General features: G+C 72.8%; 24 protein-coding genes and 7 tRNA genes. 18 read left to right on the top strand and 13 right to left on the bottom strand.

Going from position 1 to position 25,450, the window contains the following annotated elements; all coding sequences use genetic code 11:
- Nucleotides 1–84 precede the first annotated feature (84 nt).
- Together cobA and BKD26_RS09895 are read left to right on the top strand one after the other, a co-directional pair.
- Complete coding sequence (gene cobA / locus BKD26_RS09900) at nucleotides 85–1,317, top strand: uroporphyrinogen-III C-methyltransferase (RefSeq protein WP_084897706.1); 1,233 nt, start codon at nucleotides 85–87, stop codon at nucleotides 1,315–1,317.
- A 41-nt stretch (nucleotides 1,318–1,358) separates the two neighbouring features.
- Nucleotides 1,359–2,177, top strand: coding sequence for an RNA methyltransferase (locus BKD26_RS09895; RefSeq protein ID WP_084897471.1), 819 nt, complete (start codon nucleotides 1,359–1,361; stop codon nucleotides 2,175–2,177).
- 7 nt (nucleotides 2,178–2,184) lie between these two features.
- Here the strand turns inward: BKD26_RS09895 and BKD26_RS09890 are convergent, their stop codons facing one another.
- Nucleotides 2,185–3,384 (bottom strand): serine/threonine-protein kinase, encoded by a 1,200-nt coding sequence (locus tag BKD26_RS09890; RefSeq protein ID WP_084897470.1) that lies wholly within the window; start codon nucleotides 3,382–3,384, stop codon nucleotides 2,185–2,187.
- A 438-nt stretch (nucleotides 3,385–3,822) separates the two neighbouring features.
- On the opposite strand from BKD26_RS09890, the gene BKD26_RS09885 reads away from it, so the two are divergent.
- The 3 genes from BKD26_RS09885 (at nucleotide 3,823) to BKD26_RS09875 (ending at nucleotide 5,917) form a co-directional block, all read left to right on the top strand.
- A complete protein-coding gene (locus BKD26_RS09885) occupies nucleotides 3,823–4,002 on the top strand; it encodes a hypothetical protein (protein ID WP_084897469.1) in 180 nt (59 codons plus the stop codon).
- Nucleotides 4,003–4,644: 642 nt separating this feature from the next.
- Nucleotides 4,645–5,589, top strand: coding sequence for an aminoglycoside phosphotransferase family protein (locus tag BKD26_RS09880; protein ID WP_241518601.1), 945 nt, complete (start codon nucleotides 4,645–4,647; stop codon nucleotides 5,587–5,589).
- 40 nt (nucleotides 5,590–5,629) lie between these two features.
- A complete protein-coding gene (locus BKD26_RS09875) occupies nucleotides 5,630–5,917 on the top strand; it encodes a zf-TFIIB domain-containing protein (protein WP_073758161.1) in 288 nt (95 codons plus the stop codon).
- A 53-nt stretch (nucleotides 5,918–5,970) separates the two neighbouring features.
- Here the strand turns inward: BKD26_RS09875 and BKD26_RS09870 are convergent.
- The 5 genes from BKD26_RS09870 to BKD26_RS09850 all read right to left on the bottom strand — a co-directional run bounded on the left by BKD26_RS09870 (nucleotide 5,971) and on the right by BKD26_RS09850 (nucleotide 6,425).
- Nucleotides 5,971–6,042, bottom strand: a tRNA-Val gene (locus BKD26_RS09870).
- 36 nt (nucleotides 6,043–6,078) lie between these two features.
- Nucleotides 6,079–6,150, bottom strand: a tRNA-Val gene (locus tag BKD26_RS09865).
- Nucleotides 6,151–6,169: 19 nt separating this feature from the next.
- Nucleotides 6,170–6,241, bottom strand: a tRNA-Val gene (locus BKD26_RS09860).
- A gap of 1 nt (nucleotide 6,242) precedes the next feature.
- Nucleotides 6,243–6,316: transfer RNA gene (locus BKD26_RS09855), tRNA-Cys, on the bottom strand.
- A 36-nt stretch (nucleotides 6,317–6,352) separates the two neighbouring features.
- Nucleotides 6,353–6,425: transfer RNA gene (locus BKD26_RS09850), tRNA-Gly, on the bottom strand.
- A 167-nt stretch (nucleotides 6,426–6,592) separates the two neighbouring features.
- On the opposite strand from BKD26_RS09850, the gene BKD26_RS09845 reads away from it, so the two are divergent.
- From BKD26_RS09845 to BKD26_RS09835, 3 genes are read left to right on the top strand one after another with little or no spacing between them, the layout of a single operon-like run.
- Nucleotides 6,593–7,651 (top strand): chorismate-binding protein, encoded by a 1,059-nt coding sequence (locus BKD26_RS09845; protein ID WP_179166489.1) that lies wholly within the window; start codon nucleotides 6,593–6,595, stop codon nucleotides 7,649–7,651.
- The gene (locus BKD26_RS09840; protein ID WP_084897466.1) at nucleotides 7,648–8,460 is read left to right on the top strand and encodes an aminodeoxychorismate lyase; all 813 of its coding nucleotides are present in this window, start codon (nucleotides 7,648–7,650) and stop codon (nucleotides 8,458–8,460) included. Before BKD26_RS09845 ends, BKD26_RS09840 begins: the two co-directional genes overlap by 4 nt.
- A 33-nt stretch (nucleotides 8,461–8,493) precedes the next feature.
- Nucleotides 8,494–9,336, top strand: a complete 843-nt coding sequence (locus BKD26_RS09835; RefSeq protein ID WP_084897465.1) for a GNAT family N-acetyltransferase — start codon at nucleotides 8,494–8,496, stop codon at nucleotides 9,334–9,336.
- A 16-nt stretch (nucleotides 9,337–9,352) separates the two neighbouring features.
- On the opposite strand, the gene BKD26_RS09830 is transcribed toward BKD26_RS09835, so the two are convergent.
- Nucleotides 9,353–9,886, bottom strand: a complete 534-nt coding sequence (locus tag BKD26_RS09830; protein ID WP_084897464.1) for a DsbA family protein — start codon at nucleotides 9,884–9,886, stop codon at nucleotides 9,353–9,355.
- A 161-nt stretch (nucleotides 9,887–10,047) separates the two neighbouring features.
- On the opposite strand from BKD26_RS09830, the gene BKD26_RS09825 reads away from it, so the two are divergent.
- Together BKD26_RS09825 and BKD26_RS09820 are read left to right on the top strand one after the other, a co-directional pair.
- Nucleotides 10,048–10,470 (top strand): hypothetical protein, encoded by a 423-nt coding sequence (locus tag BKD26_RS09825; RefSeq protein ID WP_084897463.1) that lies wholly within the window; start codon nucleotides 10,048–10,050, stop codon nucleotides 10,468–10,470.
- A gap of 88 nt (nucleotides 10,471–10,558) precedes the next feature.
- Nucleotides 10,559–10,735, top strand: a complete 177-nt coding sequence (locus tag BKD26_RS09820) for a hypothetical protein (RefSeq protein WP_206603680.1) — start codon at nucleotides 10,559–10,561, stop codon at nucleotides 10,733–10,735.
- Nucleotides 10,736–10,771: 36 nt separating this feature from the next.
- Here the strand turns inward: BKD26_RS09820 and BKD26_RS09815 are convergent, their stop codons facing one another.
- Complete coding sequence (locus BKD26_RS09815) at nucleotides 10,772–11,332, bottom strand: CGNR zinc finger domain-containing protein (RefSeq protein ID WP_084897461.1); 561 nt, start codon at nucleotides 11,330–11,332, stop codon at nucleotides 10,772–10,774.
- 257 nt (nucleotides 11,333–11,589) lie between these two features.
- The gene (locus tag BKD26_RS09810; RefSeq protein WP_003959770.1) at nucleotides 11,590–12,003 is read right to left on the bottom strand and encodes an SsgA family sporulation/cell division regulator; all 414 of its coding nucleotides are present in this window, start codon (nucleotides 12,001–12,003) and stop codon (nucleotides 11,590–11,592) included.
- A 190-nt stretch (nucleotides 12,004–12,193) separates the two neighbouring features.
- Between BKD26_RS09810 and BKD26_RS09805 the strand changes: the two genes are divergently transcribed.
- Nucleotides 12,194–12,652: a TIGR02611 family protein gene (locus BKD26_RS09805; RefSeq protein ID WP_084897460.1), complete on the top strand. Its 459-nt coding sequence runs from the start codon at nucleotides 12,194–12,196 to the stop codon at nucleotides 12,650–12,652.
- A 62-nt stretch (nucleotides 12,653–12,714) separates the two neighbouring features.
- Nucleotides 12,715–12,789: transfer RNA gene (locus BKD26_RS09800), tRNA-Val, on the top strand.
- A 51-nt stretch (nucleotides 12,790–12,840) separates the two neighbouring features.
- On the opposite strand, the gene BKD26_RS09795 is transcribed toward BKD26_RS09800, so the two are convergent.
- Nucleotides 12,841–15,243, bottom strand: coding sequence for a hypothetical protein (locus BKD26_RS09795; RefSeq protein ID WP_084897459.1), 2,403 nt, complete (start codon nucleotides 15,241–15,243; stop codon nucleotides 12,841–12,843).
- A 90-nt stretch (nucleotides 15,244–15,333) separates the two neighbouring features.
- On the opposite strand from BKD26_RS09795, the gene BKD26_RS09790 reads away from it, so the two are divergent.
- Together BKD26_RS09790 and BKD26_RS09785 are read left to right on the top strand one after the other, a co-directional pair.
- Nucleotides 15,334–15,783: an SRPBCC family protein gene (locus tag BKD26_RS09790; protein ID WP_084897458.1), complete on the top strand. Its 450-nt coding sequence runs from the start codon at nucleotides 15,334–15,336 to the stop codon at nucleotides 15,781–15,783.
- 39 nt (nucleotides 15,784–15,822) lie between these two features.
- A tRNA-Val gene (locus BKD26_RS09785) sits at nucleotides 15,823–15,894 on the top strand.
- Nucleotides 15,895–15,976: 82 nt separating this feature from the next.
- Here BKD26_RS09785 and BKD26_RS09780 read toward each other — a convergent pair.
- Nucleotides 15,977–16,705, bottom strand: coding sequence for a 3'-5' exonuclease (locus BKD26_RS09780; protein ID WP_084897457.1), 729 nt, complete (start codon nucleotides 16,703–16,705; stop codon nucleotides 15,977–15,979).
- Between the two features lie 177 nt (nucleotides 16,706–16,882).
- Here BKD26_RS09780 and BKD26_RS09775 point away from each other — a divergent pair, with 177 nt between their 5' ends.
- The 4 genes from BKD26_RS09775 (at nucleotide 16,883) to BKD26_RS09760 (ending at nucleotide 21,377) form a co-directional block, all read left to right on the top strand.
- Complete coding sequence (locus BKD26_RS09775; RefSeq protein WP_084897456.1) at nucleotides 16,883–17,449, top strand: DUF4365 domain-containing protein; 567 nt, start codon at nucleotides 16,883–16,885, stop codon at nucleotides 17,447–17,449.
- Nucleotides 17,446–18,663: a hypothetical protein gene (locus tag BKD26_RS09770; RefSeq protein ID WP_084897705.1), complete on the top strand. Its 1,218-nt coding sequence runs from the start codon at nucleotides 17,446–17,448 to the stop codon at nucleotides 18,661–18,663. Before BKD26_RS09775 ends, BKD26_RS09770 begins: the two co-directional genes overlap by 4 nt.
- A 108-nt stretch (nucleotides 18,664–18,771) precedes the next feature.
- Entirely contained in the window at nucleotides 18,772–20,748 is a 1,977-nt protein-coding gene (gene thrS, locus BKD26_RS09765; protein WP_084897455.1) for a threonine--tRNA ligase, read from the top strand.
- Between the two features lie 68 nt (nucleotides 20,749–20,816).
- Nucleotides 20,817–21,377 (top strand): HIT domain-containing protein, encoded by a 561-nt coding sequence (locus BKD26_RS09760; protein ID WP_084897454.1) that lies wholly within the window; start codon nucleotides 20,817–20,819, stop codon nucleotides 21,375–21,377.
- 13 nt (nucleotides 21,378–21,390) lie between these two features.
- Here the strand turns inward: BKD26_RS09760 and BKD26_RS09755 are convergent, their stop codons facing one another.
- Nucleotides 21,391–23,034, bottom strand: coding sequence for a hypothetical protein (locus BKD26_RS09755; protein WP_084897704.1), 1,644 nt, complete (start codon nucleotides 23,032–23,034; stop codon nucleotides 21,391–21,393).
- A 199-nt stretch (nucleotides 23,035–23,233) separates the two neighbouring features.
- The gene (locus BKD26_RS09750) at nucleotides 23,234–25,435 is read right to left on the bottom strand and encodes an elongation factor G-like protein EF-G2 (RefSeq protein ID WP_084897453.1); all 2,202 of its coding nucleotides are present in this window, start codon (nucleotides 25,433–25,435) and stop codon (nucleotides 23,234–23,236) included.
- Nucleotides 25,436–25,450 lie beyond the last annotated feature (15 nt).

The following is a 25,450-nucleotide window of genomic DNA, read 5'->3' as shown; positions in this document are numbered from 1 at the left end:
CGCCACCCCCCGCCCCACCAGCCGCTTCACCGTCGCAGCGGCCCCGCACACCGCACCACCGCCCCGCCGAGGAGCCGCACCGCCATGGTCGAGAACGCCGAGCACCCCGCCTACCCCGTCGGACTGCGCCTGACCGGGCGCCGCGTCGTCGTCATCGGCGGCGGCCAGGTCGCCCAGCGCCGCCTCCCCGCCCTCATCGCGGCCGGCGCCGACATCACCCTGGTCTCCCCGTCCGCGACGCCGTCCGTCGAGGCCATGGCGGAAGCCGGCGAGATCACCTGGATCAAGCGCCGGTACGAGGACGGAGACCTCGCCGACGCCTGGTACGCCCTGATCGCCTCCACCGACCCGGAGGCCAACGCCCGCGCGTCCGCCGAGGCGGAGCGCACCCGCACCTGGTGCGTACGCTCCGACGACGCCGAGGCGGCCACGGCCTGGACGCCGGCGACCGGCCGCAGCGAGGGCGTCACCGTCGCCGTGCTGACCGGCCACGACCCGCGCCGCTCCGCCGCCGTGCGGGACGCGATCGTCGAGGGGCTGCGCGACGGTTCCATCGCGGCGCCGCACCACCGCGCCCGTACCCCGTTCGTCGCCCTGGTCGGCGGCGGCCCCGGCGACCCGGACCTGATCACCGTGCGCGGCCGCCGCCTGCTCGCCGAGGCGGACGTCGTCATCGCGGACCGGCTCGGGCCCCGCGACCTCCTCGACGAGCTGCCGCCGCACGTCGAGGTGATCGACGCGGCGAAGATCCCGTACGGGCGCTTCATGGCGCAGGAGGCCATCAACAACGCGCTCATCGAGCACGCCAAGGCCGGCAAGTCCGTCGTCCGCCTCAAGGGCGGTGACCCGTTCGTGTTCGGCCGGGGCATGGAGGAGGCGCAGGCCCTCGCCGAGGCGGGTATCGCCTGCACGGTGGTGCCGGGCATCTCCAGCTCCATCAGCGTCCCCGGCGCCGCCGGCATCCCGGTCACGCACCGGGGCGTGGCGCACGAGTTCACCGTGGTCAGCGGCCATGTCGCGCCCGACGACCCGCGCTCGCTCGTCGACTGGGCGTCCCTCGCCAAGCTGACCGGCACGCTGGTCATCCTGATGGGCGTCGACAAGATCGGCGCGATCGCCGAGGCACTCGTGGCGCACGGCAAGGCCCCCGACACGCCGCTCGCGCTGATCCAGGAGGGCACGACGGCCTCCCAGCGGCGCGTGGACGCGACGCTCGCCACGGTGGCCGAGCGGGTCAGGGCCGAGGACGTACGCCCGCCCGCCGTGATCGTCATCGGCCCCGTCGTCGCCGAGGGCCCGCACAAGAGCACCACGTAACCCCTGTTGGCACCCCACACCGGACAAGGCAGTATCACCCTGTGGCCGATCTCCTCACCATCGACGATCCCGACGACCCGCGCCTGAGCGACTACACGGGCCTGACCGACGTCGAACTGCGCCGCAAGCGCGAACCCGCCGAAGGCCTGTTCATCGCCGAGGGCGAGAAGGTCATCCGCCGGGCCAAACAGGCCGGGTACGAGATGCGCTCGATGCTGCTCTCGGCCAAGTGGGTCGACGTCATGCGCGACGTCATCGACGAGGTCCCGGCGCCCGTGTACGCGGTGACGCCGGACCTCGCCGAACGCGTCACCGGCTACCACGTGCACCGCGGCGCCCTCGCCTCCATGCAGCGCAAGCCGCTGCCCACGGCGGACGAACTGCTCCGTGACGCCCGCCGGGTCGTCGTCATGGAGGGCGTGAACGACCACACCAACATAGGCGCCATCTTCCGCAGCGCCGCCGCCCTCGGCATGGACGCGGTCCTGCTGTCGCCGGACTGCGCGGACCCCCTCTACCGCCGGTCGGTGAAGGTCTCCATGGGCGCCGTCTTCTCCGTCCCCTACGCCCGCCTGGAAACCTGGCCCCGCGGCCTGGAGACGGTACGGGAGGCGGGCTTCAAGCTGCTCGCCCTGACGCCCGACGAGAAGGCCACGAGCATCGACACGGCGGCCCCGCACCGCCTGGAGCGGGTCGCCCTGATGCTGGGCGCGGAGGGCGAGGGCCTCACCACCAAGGCCCTGATGGCGGCCGACGAGTGGGTACGCATCCCCATGGCGCACGGCGTGGACTCGCTCAACGTGGGCGCGGCGGCCGCGGTCGCCTTCTACGCGGTGGCCACCGGACGCCCGGAGTCCTGACCGGCGGTCAGCCCTGGAGGCCCTGCGCCGCCGCGATCCCCAGCAGCACGATCAGCGTCACGACCACGAAGACGAAGATCCGCTGGCGCAGCAGCCGCGGGTTCGCGGGCCGCCGCCCGCCGCCCGCGCCCGTGCGCACACCGCCGGGCCTGGACGCCGTCCGCCCCCCGCCCGTCCGGCTGCCGCCGCCCGTCCGTGACGGGTTGCGCGGCGACGAGGCACGCGGAGCCTGCGCGCCCCGCGCCCCGGGCGCGGGCGTGCGCGGGGCGTGCCCGCGCGTGGTGCGCTCCGTGTAGCGCTCGGTCAGCCGACCCGTGGGACGGTCGTCCACGGGCCGGGGGGACGGGCGCGGCGTCGCCGGGCGGCCGTCGGACAGTCCCTGCGCCTCCCGTGCGGCGATCTCCTTGAGCCGCATGGACAGTTGCAGGGTGCTGGGACGTTCCTCCGGGTCCTTGGCGAGACACGCCCGTACGAGCGGCGCGAGCGCGTCCGGCACGCCCTGCAGCTGTGGCTCCTCGTGCACCACCCGGTAGAGCATGACCTCGGAACTGCCGTGCCCGAAGGGCGAGTCCGCCATGGCGGCGTAGGCCAGCGTCGCCCCCAGCGCGAACACGTCCGTCGCCGGGGTCACCGCCGCGCCCCGCACCTGCTCGGGCGCGAGGAAGCCGGGCGAGCCCACCGCCGTACCCACGTGGGTGAGCGTGGACGCGCCGGTCGCCCAGGCGATCCCGAAGTCGATGATGCGCGGGCCCTTGGGGGAGAGGAGGATGTTCGACGGCTTCAGGTCCCGGTGCACGACCCCGGCCTCGTGGACGGCGACCAGCCCTTCGGAGAGCGCCGCGCCGATCGCGGCCACGTCGGCCGCCGACAGCGGGCCCTCCTCGGCGACCTTGTCGTGCAGGGAGGGACCCGGCACGTACTGGGTGGCGAACCACGGCCGGTCCGCCTCCAGATCGGCCGCCACGAGCCGTGCCGTACACCCGCCGCGGATCCGCCGCGCGGCCGACACCTCGCGCGCGAAGCGCGACCTGAACTCCTGGTCCTCGGCGAGATCCGGCCGGATCACCTTCAGCGCCACCCGCTGTCCGCGCCGGTCCGACCCGAGGTACACGACCCCCATGCCGCCCGCGCCCAGCCGCCGGTGAAGCCTGAATGAGCCGACGACACGCGGATCCTCGCGCCGGAGCCGCATCATCGCCATGTCCATCCCCGCTACCCGGTGTCCGTTTGACGTGGCACAGCTTACGTACCCGCGCCCCGGCGCGCTCATAGGCCGCGCCCTCGCGGGCCGATCGATTGTCAGTGCCGATCCGCCCTCCGGACCCGCGTGATGTCCCAATGCCCTGCCCCGGAAAGGGCGTTGGCCCGCGACCCGGGCCGGCGGTACGGAGAGCCGGGGCGGACGTGAGTGACGTCACCCACCCCACCGGCCCCTCCGGGAAGACCCTCACAGCCTGCGCCCCGTCTCCACCCAGGGGAGTACGCCACCCACGGGCGGCTCATCCTCCGGGAGGCCCGCCAATCGGTACGCGGGCATGACGTGCCGGGGCCGCCGCGTCCCTAATGTTGAAGTCAAGCGGCGGGTGCAGCACTCGTCCCCCGAGGTCAGACGCCCGCCGCTGCCAAAAACGACAGGAGAGGAACCATGGCGGACACGGCAACGCGGACGATGATCCGCACGCAGGGTCGTACGTCGGGCCGTCGCCACCCGCTGGTGGCCACGGCAATGGTTCTCCCTCTGGCCGCGCTCCTGGTGGTCGTCTTCGGCGGCTGGGAAGCGGTGGTCACACAGGCGTCGTCCGTGGGCGTGATGCTGGGGCGCTGAGCGGCGCCCCGGACCCGGGAGAGCGGCCCGGGTCGGGGACATCCGGCCAACAACCCCGTGGGGACGGGGGTGCGGCGGACGGCAGCGGTGGCCGGCAGCTGGGGAGCTGCCGGCCACCGCTTTGTCCGTCCCGGGCCGGGCGGGCCCCCCGGGCCGAGGACGTCCCGGCCCGGTGAACCCCCCGGCGCGCGGTGCCCGCCGGTGGGTGGGGGGCGTGGCCCCTCCGGGCTCACCTCCTCGAGGCCGGCGGCCTTGGGTACGTCCGAAGGCGAGCTCCTCTGACGCCGCCGACCTCTGCGGGGGCGACCCTGCACGGCCCCGCCCCGGTCGTACGCCGACTGCGGCCCGGTGGGTCTGGGGGAAGGCGGGTGGAGATGCCCGTGGTGTGCCGGGTGCGGGCGGCTGTTTCGACTACGGCGAGGAGGGGCCGTGCAGGGTCGCCCCCGCAGCGGATCGGCGGCGAGATACGGCGACGAGAGTGCGTGGGCACCCCGCCGACCGCGAGGAGGTGAGCCCGGAGGGGCCCCGACCTTGGCCCACGGCCCCAGGCCACGCCCAAGCACCGCGCACCCGTAAGGTCGGGGCGTGCAGCAGGAGACCGACGCCCTCGTACGGGAGCTCGACGCCGTGGCCCGGCGTGCCGTGCCCCACCATGCCTGCCGAGCCTGCGGGGCGGGCGGCGGCACCGTCCTGGCCCACCGCCCCGACGGCACCGTCGTCCGGCACGGCGGAGCCGTCGCCAAGGCCCACGCCCCGGACACCGAGGCCGCCGCCCACCGCGTCCGCCTGGCCGTCGCCGCCCACCCGCGACTGGCGGGGATCCTGCTCCCGCCCCTCCCGGCGGCCGCCCCGGAGCTGCACGCCCCGGAGCTGCACGGTCGTCCCGTCACCGCCTGGCCCTACGGCAGCCCCGTCGACCCCGACGAGCCGGACGCCGCCCCGTGGGAGGAGGCCGCCGCCCTGCTCGCCCGCCTCCACCGCGTACCGCCCGCCGAGCTGCCCGGCCCGCTGCCGCCCATGCGCGGCCCCGCCAAGGCGGCACGGGCGGTGGCGCGGATGACGGCGGCCGGCCCGCACCCGGCCGCCGCGCCCGTACGCGCCGCATGGCACCGCCTGCCCGCCTGGGCCCGTGACGAGGCGCCCGACCCGGGCGAGGCGCCCTGGCCCGGCGCGGGCGCGGTCTGTCACGGCGACCTCCACCTCGGCCAGCTGGTCCGCCACCCGGCCGCCACCGGCCCCTGGCTGCTCATCGACGTCGACGACCTCGGCCTCGGCGACCCCGCCTGGGACCTGGCCCGCCCCGCCGCCTGGTACGCGGCCGGGCTGCTGGCGCCGGACGTGTGGGCCCGGTTCCTCGGCGCCTACCGGGCGGCGGGCGGCCCGGCCGTACCCGCCGACGGCGACCAGGACCCCTGGCCCCGGCTCGACGTGCCGGCCCGCGCGCTGACCGTCCAGACGGCGGCCCTGGCCATCGCCAAGAGCACCGCCGAGAACCGGGACTTGGACGACGTCGAGGTGAGCGTCGTCGACGCCTGTGCCCGAATTGCGACACTCCCGCCTGAGTTGGACGCCGACGCTCCGTCGTAGGGTGAGGAAACCATCCGTACGGCGAGGAGTTGAGCCGAGCATGCAGTGTCCCAAGTGCCATGCGCCCATGCACACCTACAACCGCAACGGCGTCCAGATCGAGCAGTGCAGCGGCTGCCGGGGGATCTTCCTCGACTACGGCGAGCTGGAGGCCTTGACCCGGCTGGAGTCGCAGTGGGTCCAGCAGGCCCCGCCCGCGCCGCCGGCCCCGCAGGCCTACCCGGCCGCTCCCGCCCCGCACGCCCCCGCCTGGGGCGCCCCGCACCACGGTGGCCACCACGGGCACGGTCACCGTCGCAGCTTCGGGCGGATGCTCTTCTCCTCCTGAGGGGGACACGGCGGAGCCCCGGCCGCGTGATGCGGCCGGGGCTCCGGTCCGTGTGGACGATACTGGGATTGAACCAGTGACCTCTTCCGTGTCAGGGAAGCGCTCTCCCGCTGAGCTAATCGTCCTCGGGGATCATGATCCGAAGATCATGATGGGCTGCGTGCGCGATACTGGGATTGAACCAGTGACCTCTTCCGTGTCAGGGAAGCGCTCTCCCGCTGAGCTAATCGCGCGGGGGATCCGAAGATCCAGTGGACGATACTGGGATTGAACCAGTGACCTCTTCCGTGTCAGGGAAGCGCTCTCCCGCTGAGCTAATCGTCCTTGGAGGTGGAGACGGGATTTGAACCCGTGTAGACGGCTTTGCAGGCCGTTGCCTCGCCTCTCGGCCACTCCACCAGGAGTGCAGGGGCCCGGGAATGATCCCCCACTTCGAGCGGACGACGAGATTCGAACTCGCGACCCTCACCTTGGCAAGGTGATGCTCTACCAACTGAGCCACGTCCGCTTGTCGTTTCCGTTTCGCTTCCGCGTCCCGGCGACGTGTTGAACTCTAGCGGATTCCCGGGCCAGTACAAAAACGCGTTTGCCCAGCGTGCTGCGCCGACCCCGCTCCGCACCAGGTGCGGAGCACGTCCGCGCCGTCCCGTCCGCCCGCGCCATAGACTCGCATCCGTGCACGACCTCGCTCCTCTGGCCCGCTTCGGCGGCCTCGTCGCAACCGACCTGCGGGATGTCACCAGTGACCCGGAGGCCCTCGACTCCTCCGGCTTCTGGGCCGTCTCCGCCGACTTCGAAGGCCGCCTGACCTGCGCCCGCTTCGGTGACGTCCGCCCCGCGCCGGTGCCCGAGCCCGTCCCCGCAGCCTGGCGCGGGCCCGCCGCCGGTGACTGGACGTCCTCACTCGACCGCGACGCGTACACCGCCGGCGTACGGAGGATCCGCGAGCACATCGCGGCCGGCGAGGTCTACCAGGCCAACCTGTGCCGGGTGCTCTCCGCGCCCCTGCCGGACCCGGCCGCCGCCGATGTGGACGCGCTGACGGCGCTCCTCGCGCGCGGCAACCCCGCCCCCTATGCCGGAACGATTCGCCTGCCCGCCCACGGGGTAGAGATCGCCACCGCCTCCCCCGAGCTCTATCTGCGGCGTGACGGCTTCACCGTCGAGTCCGGCCCCATCAAGGGCACCGGCCGCACCGCCCAGGACCTCCTGGACAAGGACCGCGCCGAGAACGTGATGATCGTCGACCTCGTCCGCAATGACCTGGGCCGGGTCTGCGCCACGGGATCGGTCACCGTTCCCGCGCTGTGCGCCCTGGAGTCGCACCCCGGACTCGTGCACCTGGTCTCCACCGTGCGCGGTGAGCTGACGCCCAAGGCGGGCTGGAAGGACCTCCTCGACGCCACCTTCCCGCCCGGCTCGGTCACCGGCGCCCCCAAGTCCAGCGCCCTGAGGATCATCGAGGCGCTGGAGAGGGCCCCCCGGGGGCCGTACTGCGGCGGCATCGGCTGGGTCGACGCCGACCGCCGCACCGGCGAGCTGGCCGTCGGCATACGCACCTTCTGGATCGACCGCACGGAGGGCGGGGGCGTGCTGCGTTTCGGCACCGGCGCCGGCATCACCTGGGGCTCCGACCCCGCGCGTGAGTGGGACGAGACGGAACTGAAGGCATCCCGGCTGCTCGCGGTAGCGTCGGGAGCGTACGAGGCGAGCGGAAGGACCATCGGGAAATGAAGCTGTGGGTCGACGGCGGGCTGCACGACGCGGAAGCCGCCAGGGTCTCCGTACTGGATCACGGCCTGACCGTGGGCGACGGCGTCTTCGAGACGCTCAAGGCCGTGGACGGCCGGCCCTTCGCGCTGGACCTCCACCTCGACCGGCTCACCCGGTCCGCGCGGGGCCTCGGCCTGCCGGACCCGGACCTCGACGAGGTACGCCGCGCCTGCGCCGCCGTGCTGGAGGCCAACCCCATGCCGCTGGGCAGGCTGCGCATCACGTACACCGGAGGTCTCTCCCCACTGGGCTCCGACCGCGGCGACGCCGGCCCCACCCTCGTCGTCGCCCTCGGCGAGACCAGGCACCGCCCCGACACCACCGCCGTGATCACCGTCCCCTGGACCCGCAACGAACGCAGCGCCCTGGCGGGCCTGAAGACCACCTCGTACGCCGAGAACGTCGTCGCCCTCGCCAGGGCGCACGAGCAGGGCGCGAGCGAGGCGCTGTTCGCCAACACGATCGGACAGCTCTGCGAGGGCACCGGCTCGAACGTCTTCGTCGTTCTGGACGGGCAGCTGCACACCCCGCCGCTCGCCTCCGGCTGCCTCGCGGGCATCACCAGGGCCCTGACCGTCGAGTGGACCGGCGCCCAGGAGACCGACCTGCCGCTGGACGTCCTCCAGCGGGCCGACGAGATCTTCCTGACCTCCACCCTCCGCGACGTCCAGGCGGTCCACCGCGTCGACGGGCGCGAGCTGCCCGGCGCCCCGGGGCCGGTCACCGCCAAGGCCATGCGGATCTTCGCGGAGCGCGCGGCGCAGATGTGAGCCCGTGGCCGCCGGGTGGGTAGAAGAGGGGCGATGACCACCACCCTGCGGCCGGCCGGGCCGCTGCAGCAGACCCCCGACGGCGCCCGATCGCGCACCTACGACGTCTGTGTGAACAGCCGCCGCGTGGGCGCCGTCGAGCTCGGCACCATGCCCGGGACCGGGCGGCGGGCGGCAGGAGTGATCCGGTCGCTCCACATCGACGAGCCGGACCGGCGGCGCGGCCGCGGCACGGTGGCCGCGCTCGCCGCCGAGGAGGTGCTGCGCGGCTGGGGCTGCGACCAGGTCTCGGTCTCGATACCGGCCGATGCCAGGGTCGCGCTGCGCATGGCGACCGCCCTCGGCTACACCGAACGCAGCCGCAACATGGCCAAGGACCTCACCGGGCCGCCGCCCGAGCTGCCCCCGCACGTCGGGATCCGGCCCATGACGGAGGCGGAGTACGGGCAGTGGGAGACCCGGTCGGCGGAGCGCTTCGCGCGCAGCTGGGCCGAGCACGGCGTACCGGAGGAGCAGGCCAGGGCGAGGGCCGAGGCGAGCCGCCGTGAGTACCTGCCCGACGGGCTCGCCACGGAGGGCGCCGCGTTCCGCGTGGCCGTGCGGGACGGCGCGGCCGTCGGGCACCTGTGGACCGGGCGCCTGGAGCTGACCCCCGGCGAGGACGCCGCGTTCGTGTACGACATCGAGGTCGCCGACGACCAGCGCGGCAAGGGGTACGGGCGGGCCCTGATGCTGCTCGCCGAGCGGATCGCCCTGGAGGCGGGGGAGCGCCGGATCGGGCTGCACGTCTTCGTGGGCAACGCCCCGGCCATCCGGCTCTATGAGTCGCTCGGGTACCGGACGACCCGCGTCCACGGCTTCAAGCCGCTGCTCTGAGCCGCTCCTCGGGTCCTCAGAGCTGGCCGCCCGGCTCGGCCAGGAGACGGTCGGCGATCTCCTCGATGCGCTCGCGCAGCCCCTTCTGGCTCTTGCCGCCGTCCAGGCGCTCGCCGCCGATCACGTACGTCGGGGTGCCGGTGACGCCGATCGCCTTGCCCTCCGCCTGGTCGGCGTCCACGATCAGCAGGTGCCGGCCGTCGATCAGTGCCGTGTCGAACTCCTCGGCGTCCAGGCCCAGTTCGCGTGCCGTGCCGATGAGCAGCGGTTCGCCCTCGGCCGCCAGCTCCTCGGTCCTGGCCAGCACCGCCTCCGCGTACGGCCAGCCCTGCCCCTGCGCGATGGCCTCCTCGGCGGCCTGCGCGGCGGCGTAGGCGTGCTTGTGCTTCTCCAGCGGGAAGTGCCGCAGCCGTACCTCCAGCCGGTCCCCGTACCGGGCGCGCAGCGCGCGCAGGTCGTCCAGGGCGGCATGGCAGTCGGGGCACTGGAGCTCGCACCAGACGTCGAGAACGACGGGTGTGGCGGTGCGGTCGGTGGTGGAGTCGTTCATGGGGGCAGTCTTTCAGCAGGACGGCCGGCGCCCCAACCGGGACCTGGGGAGGAGACGGTCCCGGAGATCTCCCCGAGATCGGTCGGCACCATGGCAGCCGCGTGGCCGCCCGGTGCAGGATGGAAGGGACGTATCGCCCTGCCGCACGCCTGGAGGACCGGATGCTTGCCGAGACGATTTGCTCTGCCGTGTCCGCGGCAGGGCTGGGCATCGCGGCGATCACCGCGTACCGCAAGAGGTTCCTGGCCGCCACCCGCGTCGCCGCGTACGCGCTGGTGCCGGTCGGGCTGGTGATGACCGGTGCCGTGGAGTGGCTGGCCGAGACCGCGTTCAGCCCGGTGGCGTGGGCCGGTTTCGGCGTCCTCGGCCTTGCCTGGGTGCTGTTCATGACGACCCGGGCCGTCGAACGGCGCCGGAGTGGCACCCGCAAGGAGGCGAGTCAGGCGCGTCAGGGGCATCAGGAGCCTCGGGCGGTCGAGCCCACCGCTTCCGCGCCCTCGCTCGGCGCCGGCGACCGCCCCAAGGGCAGGCCCGCCGACGACTTCAGCGACATCGAGGCCATCCTGAAGAAGCACGGCATCTGAGCCGTCGCCCGGGGCGTGGGCCACGGGATGGGGTGAACTACCCTGCGGATCATGTGTGTTCGCCGTTCACGGGGCGCTCCACTGCGCCATGATCGGCACCGAGATGCTGGAAACCTCGCGGGAATCGTCCCCCGCCACCGACGAAGCCATCGAGGAGCGCCGCGGATGCCTCTTCGCGCTCTCCCAGCCGCCGCTGATGATCTTCCTGGCGGTGATCGGCTGCCTGCTGCTGATGGCCGCCGTGCACGATCTGTTCGTGCTGTGAGCCACGCGGCTGTGAGCGTGCGCTGAGGCGCCCCGCTCAGCCGGCCGCCGCCTCCCTGCGGCGCGCCCGGTACGCCGCCACATGGAGCCGGTTACCGCAGGTACGGCTGTCGCAGTAGCGGCGCGAGCGGTTGCGGGACAGGTCGACGAAGGCCCGCCCGCAGTCCGGCGCGTCGCAGCGGCGCAGCCGTTCCTGCTCGCCGGCCACCACGATGAACGCCAGCGCCATGCCGCAGTCCGCGGCCAGGTGGTCGGCGACCGACGCGCCCGGCGCGAAGTAGTGCACGTGCCAGTCGTAGCCGTCGTGGTCGGTGAGCTGGGGTGTGGTGCCCGCGGCGGCCACCAGCTGGTTGATCAGCTCGGCGGCGGTACGCGCGTCGGGCGCCGAGAACACCTCGGCGAATCGTTTTCTTACGTCGCGTACGGCCCGCAGGTCCTGCTCCCCGAGCTCACCGACGCCGCTGACGTCGTGGCTCCGTACGAAGGCGTACAGCGCCGCCACGTCCCTGAGCCCGTCACGCCGTCCGCCGTCGGGCGCGGTGTTCATCAGATCGACGACGGTGTCGAGCGCGATCCGGGTGTCGTGGGGGATCAGCACGATTCGCTCCCTGGCCTGCCGCGGGCGGGCGCCCGCCGGATGTGGGCCGACTCTAGCGGCCCCGTGCGCGGGGCACCGGGGCGGGCGTAGGGGGAGCGGGGCGCCGGGCGGCCGGAAACGCACCGGCGCCGTCACCGCGCTGGTGCGCGCGGTGACGGCGCCGGTGTCGCCGTATCCGGCCGCTCACGGCCGTACGAGCTCTCCGCGCGGCGCCGTCGCCCCGAGTCGGACGGCGCCGTGCGGCTCTCGGCCTGGCCTCAGCTTTCGGCCAGGATGTGCGAGAGCTCCGTGTCGAGATCGAAATGACGATGCTCGGTGCCGGGCGGCACCGCGGCGTCGGTCCGCTTCAGGAACGACTCCAGGGCGCGCGCGGGGGCCTCGAGCAGGGCTTCGCCCTCCGGGGAGCTCAGCGCGATGCAGACGACGCCCTGGCCGTGGCTGCGGGACGGCCAGACTCTGACGTCGCCGGTGCCTGTGGGGCGGTGGAGCCCTTCGGCGAGGAGGTCGCGGGCGAACACCCACTCGACCGTCTCCTCGGCTCCGGTGTGGAAGGTGGCGTGCACGGCATAGGGATCGGCCGTGTCATACCGCAGGCCCGCCGGTACAGGCAGTGAGGACTCGCTCGATACAACGAGGCGCAGGTGCAGCTCGCAGCTGACCGTGGTGTTCATAAGCGCCAGGGCCTTTCGCTCAGTGTGCGCTCGGGGATTCGCACGTCGGCGAAATCGACATGCCACCTACGGTGCCGTTGTAAACCCCTCTGTCTGTTTTGTGGCCCTTGAGGTACCTCGTATGGCGGTGTGCAACCGGACGTTATACCGCCATTCCGGTGTCCGGCCCGCGTCGGGTAGGTTGGGCCTTATGAACGCGGAGAGTGACGAGCGGGGGAAGGTCGCCCCATCGGTGACCACAGCACCCGCCACGGGGGACGTGACGGAAGGGGTGACCGCCGAACCGCCACTGGGTTCGCGGGCGCCCGAGTTCATCAAGGCGCGAAGGACGCTGCACGTCAGCTGGCAGGTCGGCGTGTTCGTCGTCGGCCTGGCGGTCGTGGCCGCCGGCGCCGCCATGCTGGTCCTGCCGGGGCCGGGCTGGGTCGTGATCTTCGGCGGCATGGCGATCTGGGCGACCGAGTTCGTCTGGGCACAGCTGGTGCTCCGCTGGACGAAGCGGAAAGTCACCGAGGCCGCGCACCGCGCACTCGACCCCAAGGTCCGGCGGCGCAACATCATCCTCACCACGGTCGGCCTGGTGATCATGGCGGCGCTGATCGGCGTGTACCTCTGGAAGTACGGCTTCGCCATGCCCTGGAACATCTGACCGGCGACCTCGCACGTGGTCGGGGGCACCCGCTGACATGCGGTAATGTTTGCGGTGCGCCCGGGCGATTAGCTCAGTGGGAGAGCGCTTCGTTCACACCGAAGAGGTCACTGGTTCGAACCCAGTATCGCCCACCACCCGGACCGAAGGCCCCGGAGACTTCTCGTCTCCGGGGCCTTCGGCGTACGTCACCGCATCCTGCCCACCGTCTCGCGCAGCCGCCGGGCGTCGCGCAGCCGCTGCTCGTACGTCGCGCCCATCCCGAGCAGCAGCAGACCGGCCAGCGCGGGCGGCAGCCACCGGGGCAGCGCGCCCACCGCCTGGACCACGTAGGGCGCCAGCTCGTGCAACGCGACCAGGGCCAGGACCGTACCCCCCAGCAGCAGCGGCGCCTGCAACCGCAGCCGGGCACCCACCAGGGTCGCCGCCAGCGCGGCCACCCCCAGCAGCAGCGGCCGGGGCCAGTCCGTGTCGCCCCACGCCGCCACCAGGCTCGGCACCAGCGTCGCGGCCAGCCCCGGACCGTACGCCGTCCACGACGACGCCGCCGGGTCACGGCGCCTGCGCAGCACGCCCACGACGAGCGCGGGCACCGTCACCGGGAGCGTGTACGCCTCCGGGGTGGACACCCCCGAGGCGGCCAGCCGCACCCAGGTCGCCGCGACGAACAGCGCCGTGGCCGCGTACCCGGCCGCGGGGCGCCGCTCCGGGCGTACCGCCGTGGCCGCCGCGACCACACCGCACAGGGCCAGCACCAGCGCCAGCACCGCCGGGCGCGCGGAGGCGAACCCGACCGCCAGGGCGCCGGCCGCCGCGCCCGTCAGCTCCACCGGCACCGCGACCGGGTGGCGCCGCAGCCACGCCCCGAGCGCCGCCGTCCCCACCGGCACGGCCAGCAGCGCCACGCCGGTCAGGTGCGCCGGCAGTTCCACCGCGGTGGCGACGGTGCCCACGAACCCGGTCAGCGCCACCGTGGCGGCACAGGCCGCGACCGTCCGGCGCGGACCCCTGGCGAGGACCGCAGCGCCCGCGAAGAGCCCGGTGAGCACCCCGAGCACGGTGACCGCGGCTGCCTCCGTGCCCCACGCGCCGAAGGCGACGACCACCGCGCCCAGCAGCGCCCCGCCCAGGGCGGCGTCCCCGAGGACCTCCTGGGCGTCACGTCCCACGCGGTCGCCGGCGCCTCCGGGCGCGGAAGGGGCGGTGCCCGGCCGGAGCAGGGCGTCCCACCCGCGGGCGCCCGTGGCCGACACCTGCGGCGACAGGCGGACGGCGAGCGGCGCCGGGCGCACCGCCAGGGCCAGGAACCCGCCCGTCAGCACGAGCCGGGCACCCACCACGGCCGCGTACGGCAGCGACAGGGCCTCCGGCAGTGGCATCACCGCCACCCAGGCCAGGGCCAGCGCACCGCAGCGCGCCGGCACGGATCGCAGCGTCACCAGAACCCCGGCGACTGTCGCCGGCACGGCCACCACCGCCCATGGAACACCCGGCCGGACACCCGCCAGCGCGGCCGCCACCTGCGGCAGCGCCCACGCCACCGCCAGCACCTGCACGCCCGCCGACGCCCACACGAGGCCACGCCCCACCCCGCGCGGCACCCCGCCGCGTACCGCCACCGCGCACACCGCCACCGCGACCAGCAGGTATCCCGGCACCACCCACGCCTCCGGCACCGCCTCCCGCACCAGGGCGCCCGCACCGGCGACCGCCACCAGCCCGGCCACCACCGCCCACGCCTCCGCCGCGGCCGGCGCACGCCACGCCCCGTACAGCGCGAGCCCCGCCGCGACCAGCAGCAGCCCGGCCGGCTCGGCCCCGCCGCCCACCACCGAGAACCAGGCCGCGACCAGCACCGCCCAGCCGCCCGTCACGCACGCGCACACACACGCCACCACGCGCACCCCGGCTCCCAGGCGCGCCAGCAGCGCCACCACCACGTCGAGACCCGCCGTCGCCAGCAGGGCCCAGCACATGGTCAGCGCGCCCGCGTCCGACGCCAGCGCCCACAACGGCAACGGCAGTTGCCCGGCCACCACCGCCACCGGCAGCGGAACCCGCAGCCCGCCGACGCCCACGCCGTACGCCGCCCACAGCGCCGCCAGCACCGCCGACGCGACCGCCGCGTACCCCAGCGAGTCCGCCCCCGGCAACGCCACCCGGTGCACGGCGTACGCGTCCAGCACCATCAGCAACAGGCCCAGCGCCGCCACCGCCTCCGCCGTCGACACCAGCCGGCGGCGCAGCAGCACGACCGGCGCCGCCAGCGCCCCGGCCGTCACCACGGCCAGCACCGCCGCCCGGCCCCCGATGCCCATGCTGCCCCAGCTGACCAGCGTGAAGGCGACCGCGGCGACCGCCAACAGCACACCGCCCAGGGCCAGCAGCACGTTCTGCGCACTGCGCGGCGTGCTCTCCACGGCCGGCGTCGACACGGGCGACGCGGGACGGGGGGAAGCGGCGCCCGGCGCGTACAGGACGCTCAGCAGCCACGCCCTGCGGGCGAGCAACTGCGAGCGGCGGGCGTCGAGTCGAGCCAGCTCACGGTCCAGAATCACCAGCTCATCGGCCGGTGACGGCACATTGTTCATGAGCGGAGTGTGGCCCCGGCCACACCGCCCCACATGAGCGTACGTACTCAGACGAGGCATGAGTACGGCCCGGCGGCGCAGACTCCGACCATGAACTGGTGCCACTACCGCTTCCGCGACGTCTGGGATCTGCCCGCCCCGCCGGACACCGTCTACACGGTCCTGGAGCGGCCGGACGACTATCCCCGCTGGTGGCCGCAGGTGCGCGAGGTGACCCGGCTCGACGAGCGCAGCGGCACCGCCCGCTTCCGCTCCTTCCTCCCGTACGACATCGTCGTCACCCTCACCGAACGGCGCCGTGATCCCGCCGCGCGCGTCCTGGAGACCGCGCTCGCGGGCGACCTCGAAGGGTGGGCCCGCTGGACCCTCAGCTCGCCCGACGGCGGCCGCACCCGTGCCCTCTACGAACAGGAGGTCGACGTCCAACGGCCCCTGATGCGCCGTCTCGCCCTCCCCGGCCGGCCGCTCTTCCTCGCCAACCACGCGCTGATGATGCGAGCGGGGCGCCGGGGGCTGGCCGCGCACGTGCAAACGGTTTGAACGAAACGGGTCCGGACCTGTATGGTTCAGTGCGTTCCCGGGCGATTAGCTCAGTGGGAGAGCGCTTCGTTCACACCGAAGAGGTCACTGGTTCGAACCCAGTATCGCCCACCGGGAAAGGCCGATCCGTCAACGACGGGTCGGCCTTTTTGTACGCCGGGTGTACGCCGGGCTTGTGCGCCGGGAACCTTCGTCACGCGGCTGCCGCCGGCACCTCCGGCCGCAGCGGCCACGCCGGATCCACCGCCTCCTCCGAACCGTTGCGCGCGAACCAGGCCTGAAGGCCCCGCGCCTGCGCGGCGTGCCACACCGCCTGCAAGGTGTGCAGCTCCGCCGGCGACAGCCGCTCCAGGCGGGCCGCGAACCGGCGCCCCACCGCCCGGACGACCTCCAGCGCCGCCGTCGCGTCCGCCGCCGCGTCGTGCGCGCCCTCCAGCGCCACCCCGTACTGGGCGCACAGATCCGTCAGCGTACGGCGGCCCTTGCGGTACCGGTCCAGATGCTTGTCCAGCACCCGCGGATCCAGCACGCACAACGAGACGTTCTGCATGTACCGGGACAGCGACGAGGCACGGTGGCGGCGCAACTCCCGGTCGAGGAGCGTCAGGTCGAACGGCGCGTTCATCACCACCAGCGGCCGGCCCGCCCCCGACTGCTCGGCGAGCGCCCGCGCTATCTCCTCCATCACGGGCGACGGCCAACGGCCGTTGCGCTGAAGGTGATCATCCGTCAGGCCGTGCACCTCGGTGGCGGCCGGCGGCACCGGCACACCCGGATTCACCAGCCAGCGGGTGGCCCGGATCCGCCCGCCGGGCGCGTCCTGGACGACGACGGCGGCCGAGACGATCCGGTCCACCTCGACGTCGACTCCGGTCGTTTCCGTGTCAAAAGCGGCCAGGGGCCCTTCATACCAGAGCGTCATCCCCGAACTCCTCGCGCATGGCTGGCAGATGGCGTGGTCCCCCTGCCCGTTTCGGTGATACCCGGGCTGTTTGCGCCGTACGCAACGCGGTGACAACACAGGTGAGGAGCGTACGAACTGACGCTCCGTCGACCACGCGATCCCACTCGACAGCCATCCCGGAAGGCACGAAGAGCCATGGCGCTCGCGCAGCCCGAACACGGGGGGCTGCTGCCCCAGCAGACCGCACCGCTGCGGGGCGCACTCGCCACCACCGCCTGCATGGAGACGCTCCAAGTGGGCTACCTGCACGCGGTCGCCGCCGCTGCCGGATGCTCGCTGTCGCAGCCCTTTCCCGACAACGGCATCGACTGGCACGTCAGCCACAGCGCCCCCGGGCACACCGTGGACGACGAAGTCACCATCAAGGTGCAGCTCAAGTGCACGTACCAGATCCCACCGCGCCCGGCCGGACCCGTGTTCTCCTTCGTGCTCGACAACGACCACCTGGTGAAGCTGGCCCGCACACCCGTCTCGGTGCACAAGATCCTGGTCGTGATGATCGTGCCCAGGACCCGGGAGGAGTGGTTGCGCGCCGGCCACGACCGTCTCGACCTGCGGCACTGCTGCTACTGGACCAACCTCGCGGGCCACCCGGTCACCGGCAGGCGCCGCACCACCGTGCGCATCCCCACCAATCGGATATTCGACGACCGGGCGCTCTGCGAGATCATGACCCGGGTCGGGGCGGGAGGAAGACCCTGATGCACCGGCCGATCGACGAGCCCATGCGGCCACACCCCACGACCCCGCCCCTGGCGCGGGGCGGCCCCCTCGACCCCGCCCAGATCGACCCCCTCGTCCTCGGCGCCCTGCTGGACCGGCACGGCTGGCGGCGGCGCGGTGGGACACCCGGGCGCTACAGCCGCTGGACCCCGCCCGGCCCCGGCGCCGGGGCGACCAGCCTCCTCGTACCCGAGAGCCGCGCCTTCCCCGACTGCGAGGACCTCCTCGGCGAGGCCCTCACCGCCCTCTCCCGCTGCGCCGCGCCCTCCGCTCGCGAGGTACTCGTCGGCCTGACCGTGCCGAGCGACGAGGTCCGATGGTGGCGCGACGTCCCCCAGGGCCCGTCCGGCACCGTCCCGTGGACCGTGCAGGACCAGCTGCGCTCCGCCGCCCGGCAGGTCCTCCTGGCCGGCGCCCTCGCGGTGCGCGGCCGGGCCGGCTACCACGGCGCCCGGCACCGGCGGCAGGCGCAGGCCTCGCTGGAGGGCGTCCTGGTCGGGGCGGCGCACGGCGGGCGCGGCCTCACCGCGTTCGTCCCCGTCGACCCCGGCCGGGCGGTCACCACCCGCCTCTACCACGCGCTGTACGCCGCCCGCGAGGCCGTCGACTACCAGCGGGCCACCGGCAGGCCGGACGCGTTCGACTCGGCCGTCGGGGCGGGCGTGAGCCGGGAGCTCACCGAGGCGCTCATCTCCCTCGTACGCGGTGCCGAAGGGGCCCGGATCGCCCTGGAGTGGGCGCCCGCCGCCGGCGTACCGGAGGGGTGCGCGGCCCGGCCCGAGCCGGTCGAGTTCTCGCCGGGCGACCTGCCCGCGCTGCGGGAGGCGGGCGCCCGCTACCTCCAGGACGAGCCGTCGGTGCCGGTGCGCATCACCGGGACGGTGGTACGGATGCGCCGGTCGGGCCCGCGCGGGGCGGGCACGGTACGGCTGCGGGTGCTGGCCGGGGCGGAGGTGCCGCACGTACGGGTGGCGCTGGACGAGGACGCCTACCGCACGGCCGGGCACGCGCACCTGGTCGGGTTGCCCATCCGGGTGGCGGGGCGGCTGGAGAGCCGGGGCGGCTTCCGGCGGCTGACCGACGCCTCCGGGGTCGTACCGGTGCAGGTCGACGAGGCGGAGCGGGACCGGCTGATGAAGGCGCTCCACGAGAACCTGGGCTTCTTCGGGGAGGCGTGCGGGCCCGGCGACTGAGCACCGGCCCGGGGGAAACCGTTTCGCAAGCGGGCCTGGCACGTCGGTACCATGCGGTATTGCGTGCGCGATGTGAACGCGGCGCTTCCCTTCAGTCAGGAGAGACCGGTGTCAGACGTCCGTGTGATCATCCAACGCGATTCCGAGCGGGAAGAGCGCGTGGTGACGACGGGCACTACGGCCGCCGACCTCTTCGCCGGTGAGCGCACCATCGTGGCCGCCCGTGTGGCGGGCGAGCTGAAGGACCTCGCGTACGAGATCAAGGACGGCGAGACCGTCGAGCCGGTCGAGATCTCCTCCGAGGACGGCCTGAACATCCTGCGCCACTCCACCGCGCACGTCATGGCGCAGGCCGTGCAGGAGCTCTTCCCCGAGGCCAAGCTGGGCATCGGCCCGCCGGTCAAGGACGGCTTCTACTACGACTTCGACGTCGAGCGTCCCTTCACCCCCGATGACCTCAAGGCCATCGAGAAGAAGATGCAGGAGATCCAGAAGCGCGGCCAGCGCTTCTCCCGCCGGGTGGTGAGCGACGAGGCCGCCCGCGAGGAGCTGGCGAGCGAGCCGTACAAGCTGGAGCTCATCGGCATCAAGGGCTCCGCGTCCACCGACGACGGCGCGAACGTCGAGGTGGGCGGCGGCGAGCTGACCATCTACGACAACCTCGACGCCAAGACCGGCGAGCTGTGCTGGAAGGACCTCTGCCGGGGCCCGCACCTGCCGACCACCCGGAACATCCCGGCGTTCAAGCTGATGCGGAACGCCGCCGCGTACTGGCGCGGCAGCGAGAAGAACCCGATGCTCCAGCGGATCTACGGCACCGCGTGGCCGTCCAAGGACGAGCTGAAGGCCCACCTGGACTTCCTCGCCGAGGCCGAGAAGCGCGACCACCGCAAGCTCGGCAACGAGCTGGACCTCTTCTCCATCCCCGACGAGATCGGCTCCGGCCTCGCGGTCTTCCACCCCAAGGGCGGCATCATCCGCCGGACCATGGAGGACTACTCGCGCAAGCGGCACGAGGAGGAGGGCTACGAGTTCGTCTACTCGCCGCACGCCACCAAGGGCAAGCTCTTCGAGAAGTCGGGCCACCTGGACTGGTACGCCGAGGGCATGTACCCGCCCATGCAGCTCGACGAGGGCGTGGACTACTACCTCAAGCCCATGAACTGCCCGATGCACAACCTGATCTTCGACGCGCGGGGCCGGTCCTACCGTGAGCTGCCGCTGCGCCTGTTCGAGTTCGGGACGGTGTACCGGTACGAGAAGTCCGGCGTCGTGCACGGCCTGACCCGCGCCCGTGGCTTCACCCAGGACGACGCGCACATCTACTGCACCAGGGAGCAGATGGCGGAGGAGCTCGACCGGACGCTCACCTTCGTCCTGGACCTCCTGCGTGACTACGGTCTGACCGACTTCTACCTGGAGCTGTCCACCAAGGACCCGGAGAAGTTCGTCGGCTCCGACGAGGTGTGGGAGGAGGCCACCGCCGTCCTCCAGCAGGTCGCCGAGAAGCAGGGTCTCCCGCTGACCCCCGACCCGGGCGGCGCGGCCTTCTACGGCCCGAAGATCTCGGTCCAGTGCAAGGACGCCATCGGCCGTACCTGGCAGATGTCGACCGTGCAGCTCGACTTCAACCTGCCGGAGCGGTTCGACCTCGAGTACACCGGCCCGGACGGCACCAAGCAGCGGCCGGTCATGATCCACCGGGCGTTGTTCGGTTCGATCGAGCGGTTCTTCGCCGTGCTGCTGGAGCACTACGCGGGCGCCATGCCGCCGTGGCTGGCCCCGGTCCAGGCGGTCGGCATCCCGATCGGCGACGCGCACGTCCCGTACCTGCAGGAGTTCGCCGCCGAGGCGAAGAAGAAGGGCCTGCGGGTCGAGGTGGACGCCTCCTCGGACCGGATGCAGAAGAAGATCAGGAACCAGCAGAAGCAGAAGGTCCCGTTCATGATCATCGTCGGTGACGACGACATGAACGCCGGCACGGTCTCCTTCCGCTACCGGGACGGCTCCCAGGAGAACGGCATCCCGCGCGAGGACGCCATCGCCAAGCTGGTGGACGTGGTGGAGCGCCGCGCACAGGTGTGACGTGCTGACGAGGGGCGGTCCCGGTAGGGGGCCGCCCCTCGACGCTTCCCGTGTCACCGCCAGCGAATATGCTGGCCCGCATGACGACTGAGCCGGAGCAGCAGATCGGAGTCGGGACGCCTGACGCGTTCCAGCGCCTGTGGACGCCCCACCGGATGGCGTACATCCAGGGGGAGAACAAGCCGACCGGCCCCGGTGCCGATGACGGCTGTCCGTTCTGCACCATCCCGGCCAAGTCCGACGAGGACGGCCTGATCGTCGCCCGGGGCGAGACGGTGTACGCCGTCCTCAACCTGTACCCGTACAACGGCGGCCACCTGATGATCGTCCCGTTCCGGCACGTGGCCGACTACACGGAGCTGGACGAGGCCGAGACGGCCGAGCTGGCGGTCATGACCAAGCAGGCGATGACGGCGCTGCGCGCCGCGTCCGGGGCGCACGGGTTCAACATCGGCATGAACCAGGGCGCGTCCGCCGGCGCCGGGATCGCCGCCCACCTGCACCAGCACATCGTGCCGCGCTGGGGCGGCGACACCAACTTCATGCCGGTCGTCGGCCACACCAAGGTGCTGCCGCAGCTCCTCGGTGACACGCGCCGGATGCTGGCCGAGGCGTGGCCCACCGCTTAGTCACGCCGCTTAGTCACGCGTCGTACGAGTCCGCCTTCTTCGGCATCGGGTCCTGGACGAAGCCGCTGAGGACCATCGAGCGGTTGGTGAAGCGCTCCGTGTCCACGCCGTGCTCTTCGAGCATCTTGATGGTCGCGGTGTGCACGGCCCGCATGACGGGTGTGGCCGCGCGGATGGCGTCGTCGGCCATGAAGCGGTGGCGCCAGGGCTGGGAGGCCCAGGCGTGGCGCAGCCCGAAGGGCTCGGGCAGGACGAGTTTGCCGCCGAGGAAGTCCAGGACCGGCGGGAACCAGGTCAGCGGGGCCCGGACGGCGAGGCGTACCACCTCGTCGTTGTCTATCAGCGGCAGCAGGACCTCCTTGGTCTCCCAGAACCGGACGGTCTTGGAGACGGTCTTCTTCTTCGGCTCCGGCTTCGTCGTGAAGAGGCCGTGCACGGGGCCCAGCGCGTGGCCGGTGACCTCGATACGGAGCGTGTGCAGGAGGGCCGTGACGGTGACCATCATGGTGAGCACCAGCTGGCCGTCCCAGAGGACGAACTGCACGCCCAGGTAGTGCCGGTTGCCCTTGCCGAACTGGTTCTCGTTGCAGATGCGCTGTATCTCGTGCGGCTTGACCTGGTACGCGACGATGTCCTCGCCCTCGGGACGGGCGACCTCCGTGGCCCCTTCCGCCACGGGGGTGACGATCCAGTGGGTGACGGAGGGGGTGGGGAAGCCGGTCTTGAGCGTGCCGCGTTCCAGCAGCTTGAGTTCGTCGTGGATGGGGCGGATGACGTCCCAGGTGCGGAAGGCGTGGATCTCCTTGCCGTCCTTGGGGATCAGCTCCTCGGCGAGGTGCCAGCTGCCCCAGCGGGTGCCCATGCCGAGGATGCCCTTGGGGCCGGCGTAGAAGACGACGTTGGAGCGCTGCTCGAGGGTGAGCTTCTCCAGCTGCTGGCGCAGCTCCTCGGCGGCGGTCTCGTTGGGGTCGTGCGGGACGGCCTCGGGGATCTTGGGGCCCATGCCGCCACCGCCGCTGAGGAGGGACTCCCAGCGGGCGCGCAGGTCCTTGGCGGTGGATTCGCAGATCCGCTTGGCCAGGAACCAGCCGATGACCGGGGCGATGAACATGGCGCGGAGGTAGAGCGCCGGGAGGCCGGTGAACGGCAGCCGGAAGAGGAACAGCACGGCGAGGATGCCGACCCCGACGAGCAGCAGGGTGCCCAGGGCGCCGGAACGCCTGCCGGAGGCACCGGCCAGCATGCGGCGCAGCTGGAAGACGGTCAGCCACACCAGCAGGCCGGGCAGGAACAGCACGCCGAAGACGACGGTGATCAGGGTCAGCAGCTTGTCGCGCTGCTTGCGGATGCGGGTGGCGGCCAGGCAGTGCTCGACGATCGGCTGGGGTTCGGTGCCGAAGGACTGGATGAGCGGTTTACGGGCGCCGCCGAGCATCCGGACCTGCACGGCGCGGGAGAACGCCTCGCCCAGGTTGGGTTTGAAGAGCGAGAACTTGCCCGGGGTGACGGTCGACTCGTGCCATTCGTTGTTGGCCTTGAGGATCTCGTCCACCGGGACGTTCTCCCGGTAGGCGGCGGAGGCCAGCGCGTGCGTCGCCACGGTCTGTCCGGCCGAGCCCTGGAGCGGGACCTGTGCCCCGGGGCTGAAACTGTCCATCGTCACTTCGCCGCCCCCACCTGTGCCGACTGTCCCCGTGTGCCGCGTGTCTCCCGCACTGCGGCCTTCCCAACCTCCCTGCCCCGCACACCTGCTGAGCAGGGCTCTCCAGCCTATCGGGGTCACCGGCCGTGCGTCAGGGGACGGCGGAATGCCGCCCGCCGCAACCGAGTTGGGCGGACGGCACGGCCAATGGTTCTCAGCTTTCGGTGCGTTCGCGGATCTTCTCGGCAACCTGCGGAGGCATCGCCTCGTGGCGGGCGTAGGAGCGGTCGAACCGGCCCGTGCCGTGGGAGATGGAGCGGAGGTCGACGGCGTACCGTCCGATCTCGATCTCGGGGACGTCGGCCCGTACGAGGGTCCGTCCCGGGCCCGCCTGTTCGGTGCCGACGACCCGTCCGCGCCGGCCGGACAGGTCGCTCATCACGGGCCCCACGTACTCGTCGGGGACGAGGACCTGGACTTCGGCGACCGGTTCCAGGAGGTCGATACGGGCGTCCCCCGCCGCCTCGCGCAGCGCCAGGGCACCGGCCGTCTGGAAGGCCGCGTCGGAGGAGTCGACCGAGTGGGCCTTGCCGTCGAGGAGGGTGACGCGTACGTCGACGAGGGGGTGGCCGGCGGCGACGCCCCTGGCGGCCTGGGCGCGTACGCCCTTCTCGACGGACGGGATGAACTGGCGCGGCACGGCACCGCCGACGACCTTGTCGACGAACTCGATGCCGGAGCCGGGCGGCAGCGGCTCCACCTCGATCTCGCAGATGGCGTACTGCCCGTGCCCGCCGGACTGTTTGACGTGCCGTCCGCGCCCGGCGGCCCTGCTGCCGAAGGTCTCGCGCAGCGACACCTTGTGCGGGACGACGTCGACCTGGACGCCGTAGCGGTTGCGCAGCCGCTCCAGGGCGACGTCCTTGTGCGCCTCGCCCAGGCACCACAGCACGACCTGGTGGGTGTCCTGGTTCTGTTCCAGGCGCATGGTGGGGTCCTCGGCGACGAGCCGGGCCAGCCCCTGGGACAGTTTGTCCTCGTCCGCCTTGCTGTGCGCCTGGATGGCGAGCGGCAGGAGGGGGTCGGGCATGGCCCAGGGCTCCATCAGGAGCGGGTCGTCCTTGGCGGAGAGCGTGTCGCCGGTCTCGGCGCGGGACAGCTTGGCCACGCAGGCCAGGTCGCCGGCGATGCAGTGGTTCAGCTGCCGCTGCTGTTTGCCGAAGGGCGCGGACAGGGCGCCGATCCGCTCGTCGACGTCGTGGTCCTCGTGGCCCCGGTCGGCGAGGCCGTGGCCGGAGACGTGGACGGTCTCGTCGGGGCGCAGCGTGCCGGAGAAGACCCGTACCAGGGAGATCCGGCCGACGTACGGGTCGGAGGAGGTCTTGACGACCTCGGCGACCAGCGGCCCGTCCGGGTCGCAGGTGATCCGGGGGCGCGGCTTGCCGTCGGGGGTGGTGACGGCGGGCGCCTCGCGCTCCAGGGGCGTGGGGAAGCCGCGGGTGATCAGCTCCAGCAGTTCGACGGTGCCCAGGCCCTGCTTCGCACCGGGTGCGGCGGGGGCGGCGGCGAGGACGGGGTGGAAGGTGCCGCGTGCGACGGCCTTCTCCAGGTCGTCGATGAGGGTCTTGAGGTCGATCTCCTCACCGCCGAGGTAGCGGTCCATGAGGGATTCGTCCTCGCTCTCCGCGATGATCCCTTCGATGAGGCGGTTGCGGGCCTCCTCGATGAGCGGGAGCTGGGCGTCGTCGGGCGGGTTCTCCTTCCGTTCACCGGACGCGTAGTCGAAGATCTTCTGCGTGAGCAGGCCGACGAGCCCGGTCGCGGGGGCGTGTCCGTCGGGCGCCTGCGGGCCCAGCACGGGCACGTAGAGCGGCAGGATGGCGTCCGGGTCGTCACCGCCGAAGATCCGCGCGAGGACCCGGGTCAGCTCGTCGAAGTCGACGCGCGCGGTGTCGAGGTGGGTGACGACGATGGCGCGGGGCATGCCGACCGCCGCGCACTCCTCCCACACCATGCGGCAGGACCCGGCGATCGCGTCGGCCTCCTGCGCCGCCGAGACGACGAAGAGGGCCGCGTCCGCGGCGCGCAGACCGGCCCTCAGTTCTCCGACGAAGTCGGCGTATCCGGGGGTGTCGAGGACGTTGATCTTGCACCCGCCCCATTCGAGCGGGACGAGGGAGAGCTGTACGGAGCGTTGCTGGCGGTGTTCGATCTCGTCGTAGTCGGAGATCGTGCCGCCTTCCTCGACCCGGCCGGCCCGGTTGACCGCTCCGGCGGTCAGTGCGAGGGCCTCGACCAGGGTCGTCTTGCCGGATCCGCTGTGGCCGACCAGCACCACATTCCGTACCGATGAGGGCTGGTCGGCCGTTACTGCCCTGCCGGCGGCTCCGGGGTGTGCGTTCGCCTTGTCGCCCATGATTCTTCCTCCTGA

This window comes from Streptomyces sp. CB03238, from assembly GCF_002099185.1.
Classification (GTDB): domain Bacteria; phylum Actinomycetota; class Actinomycetes; order Streptomycetales; family Streptomycetaceae; genus Streptomyces.
This window is presented reverse-complemented; position numbering and strand designations above follow the sequence as displayed.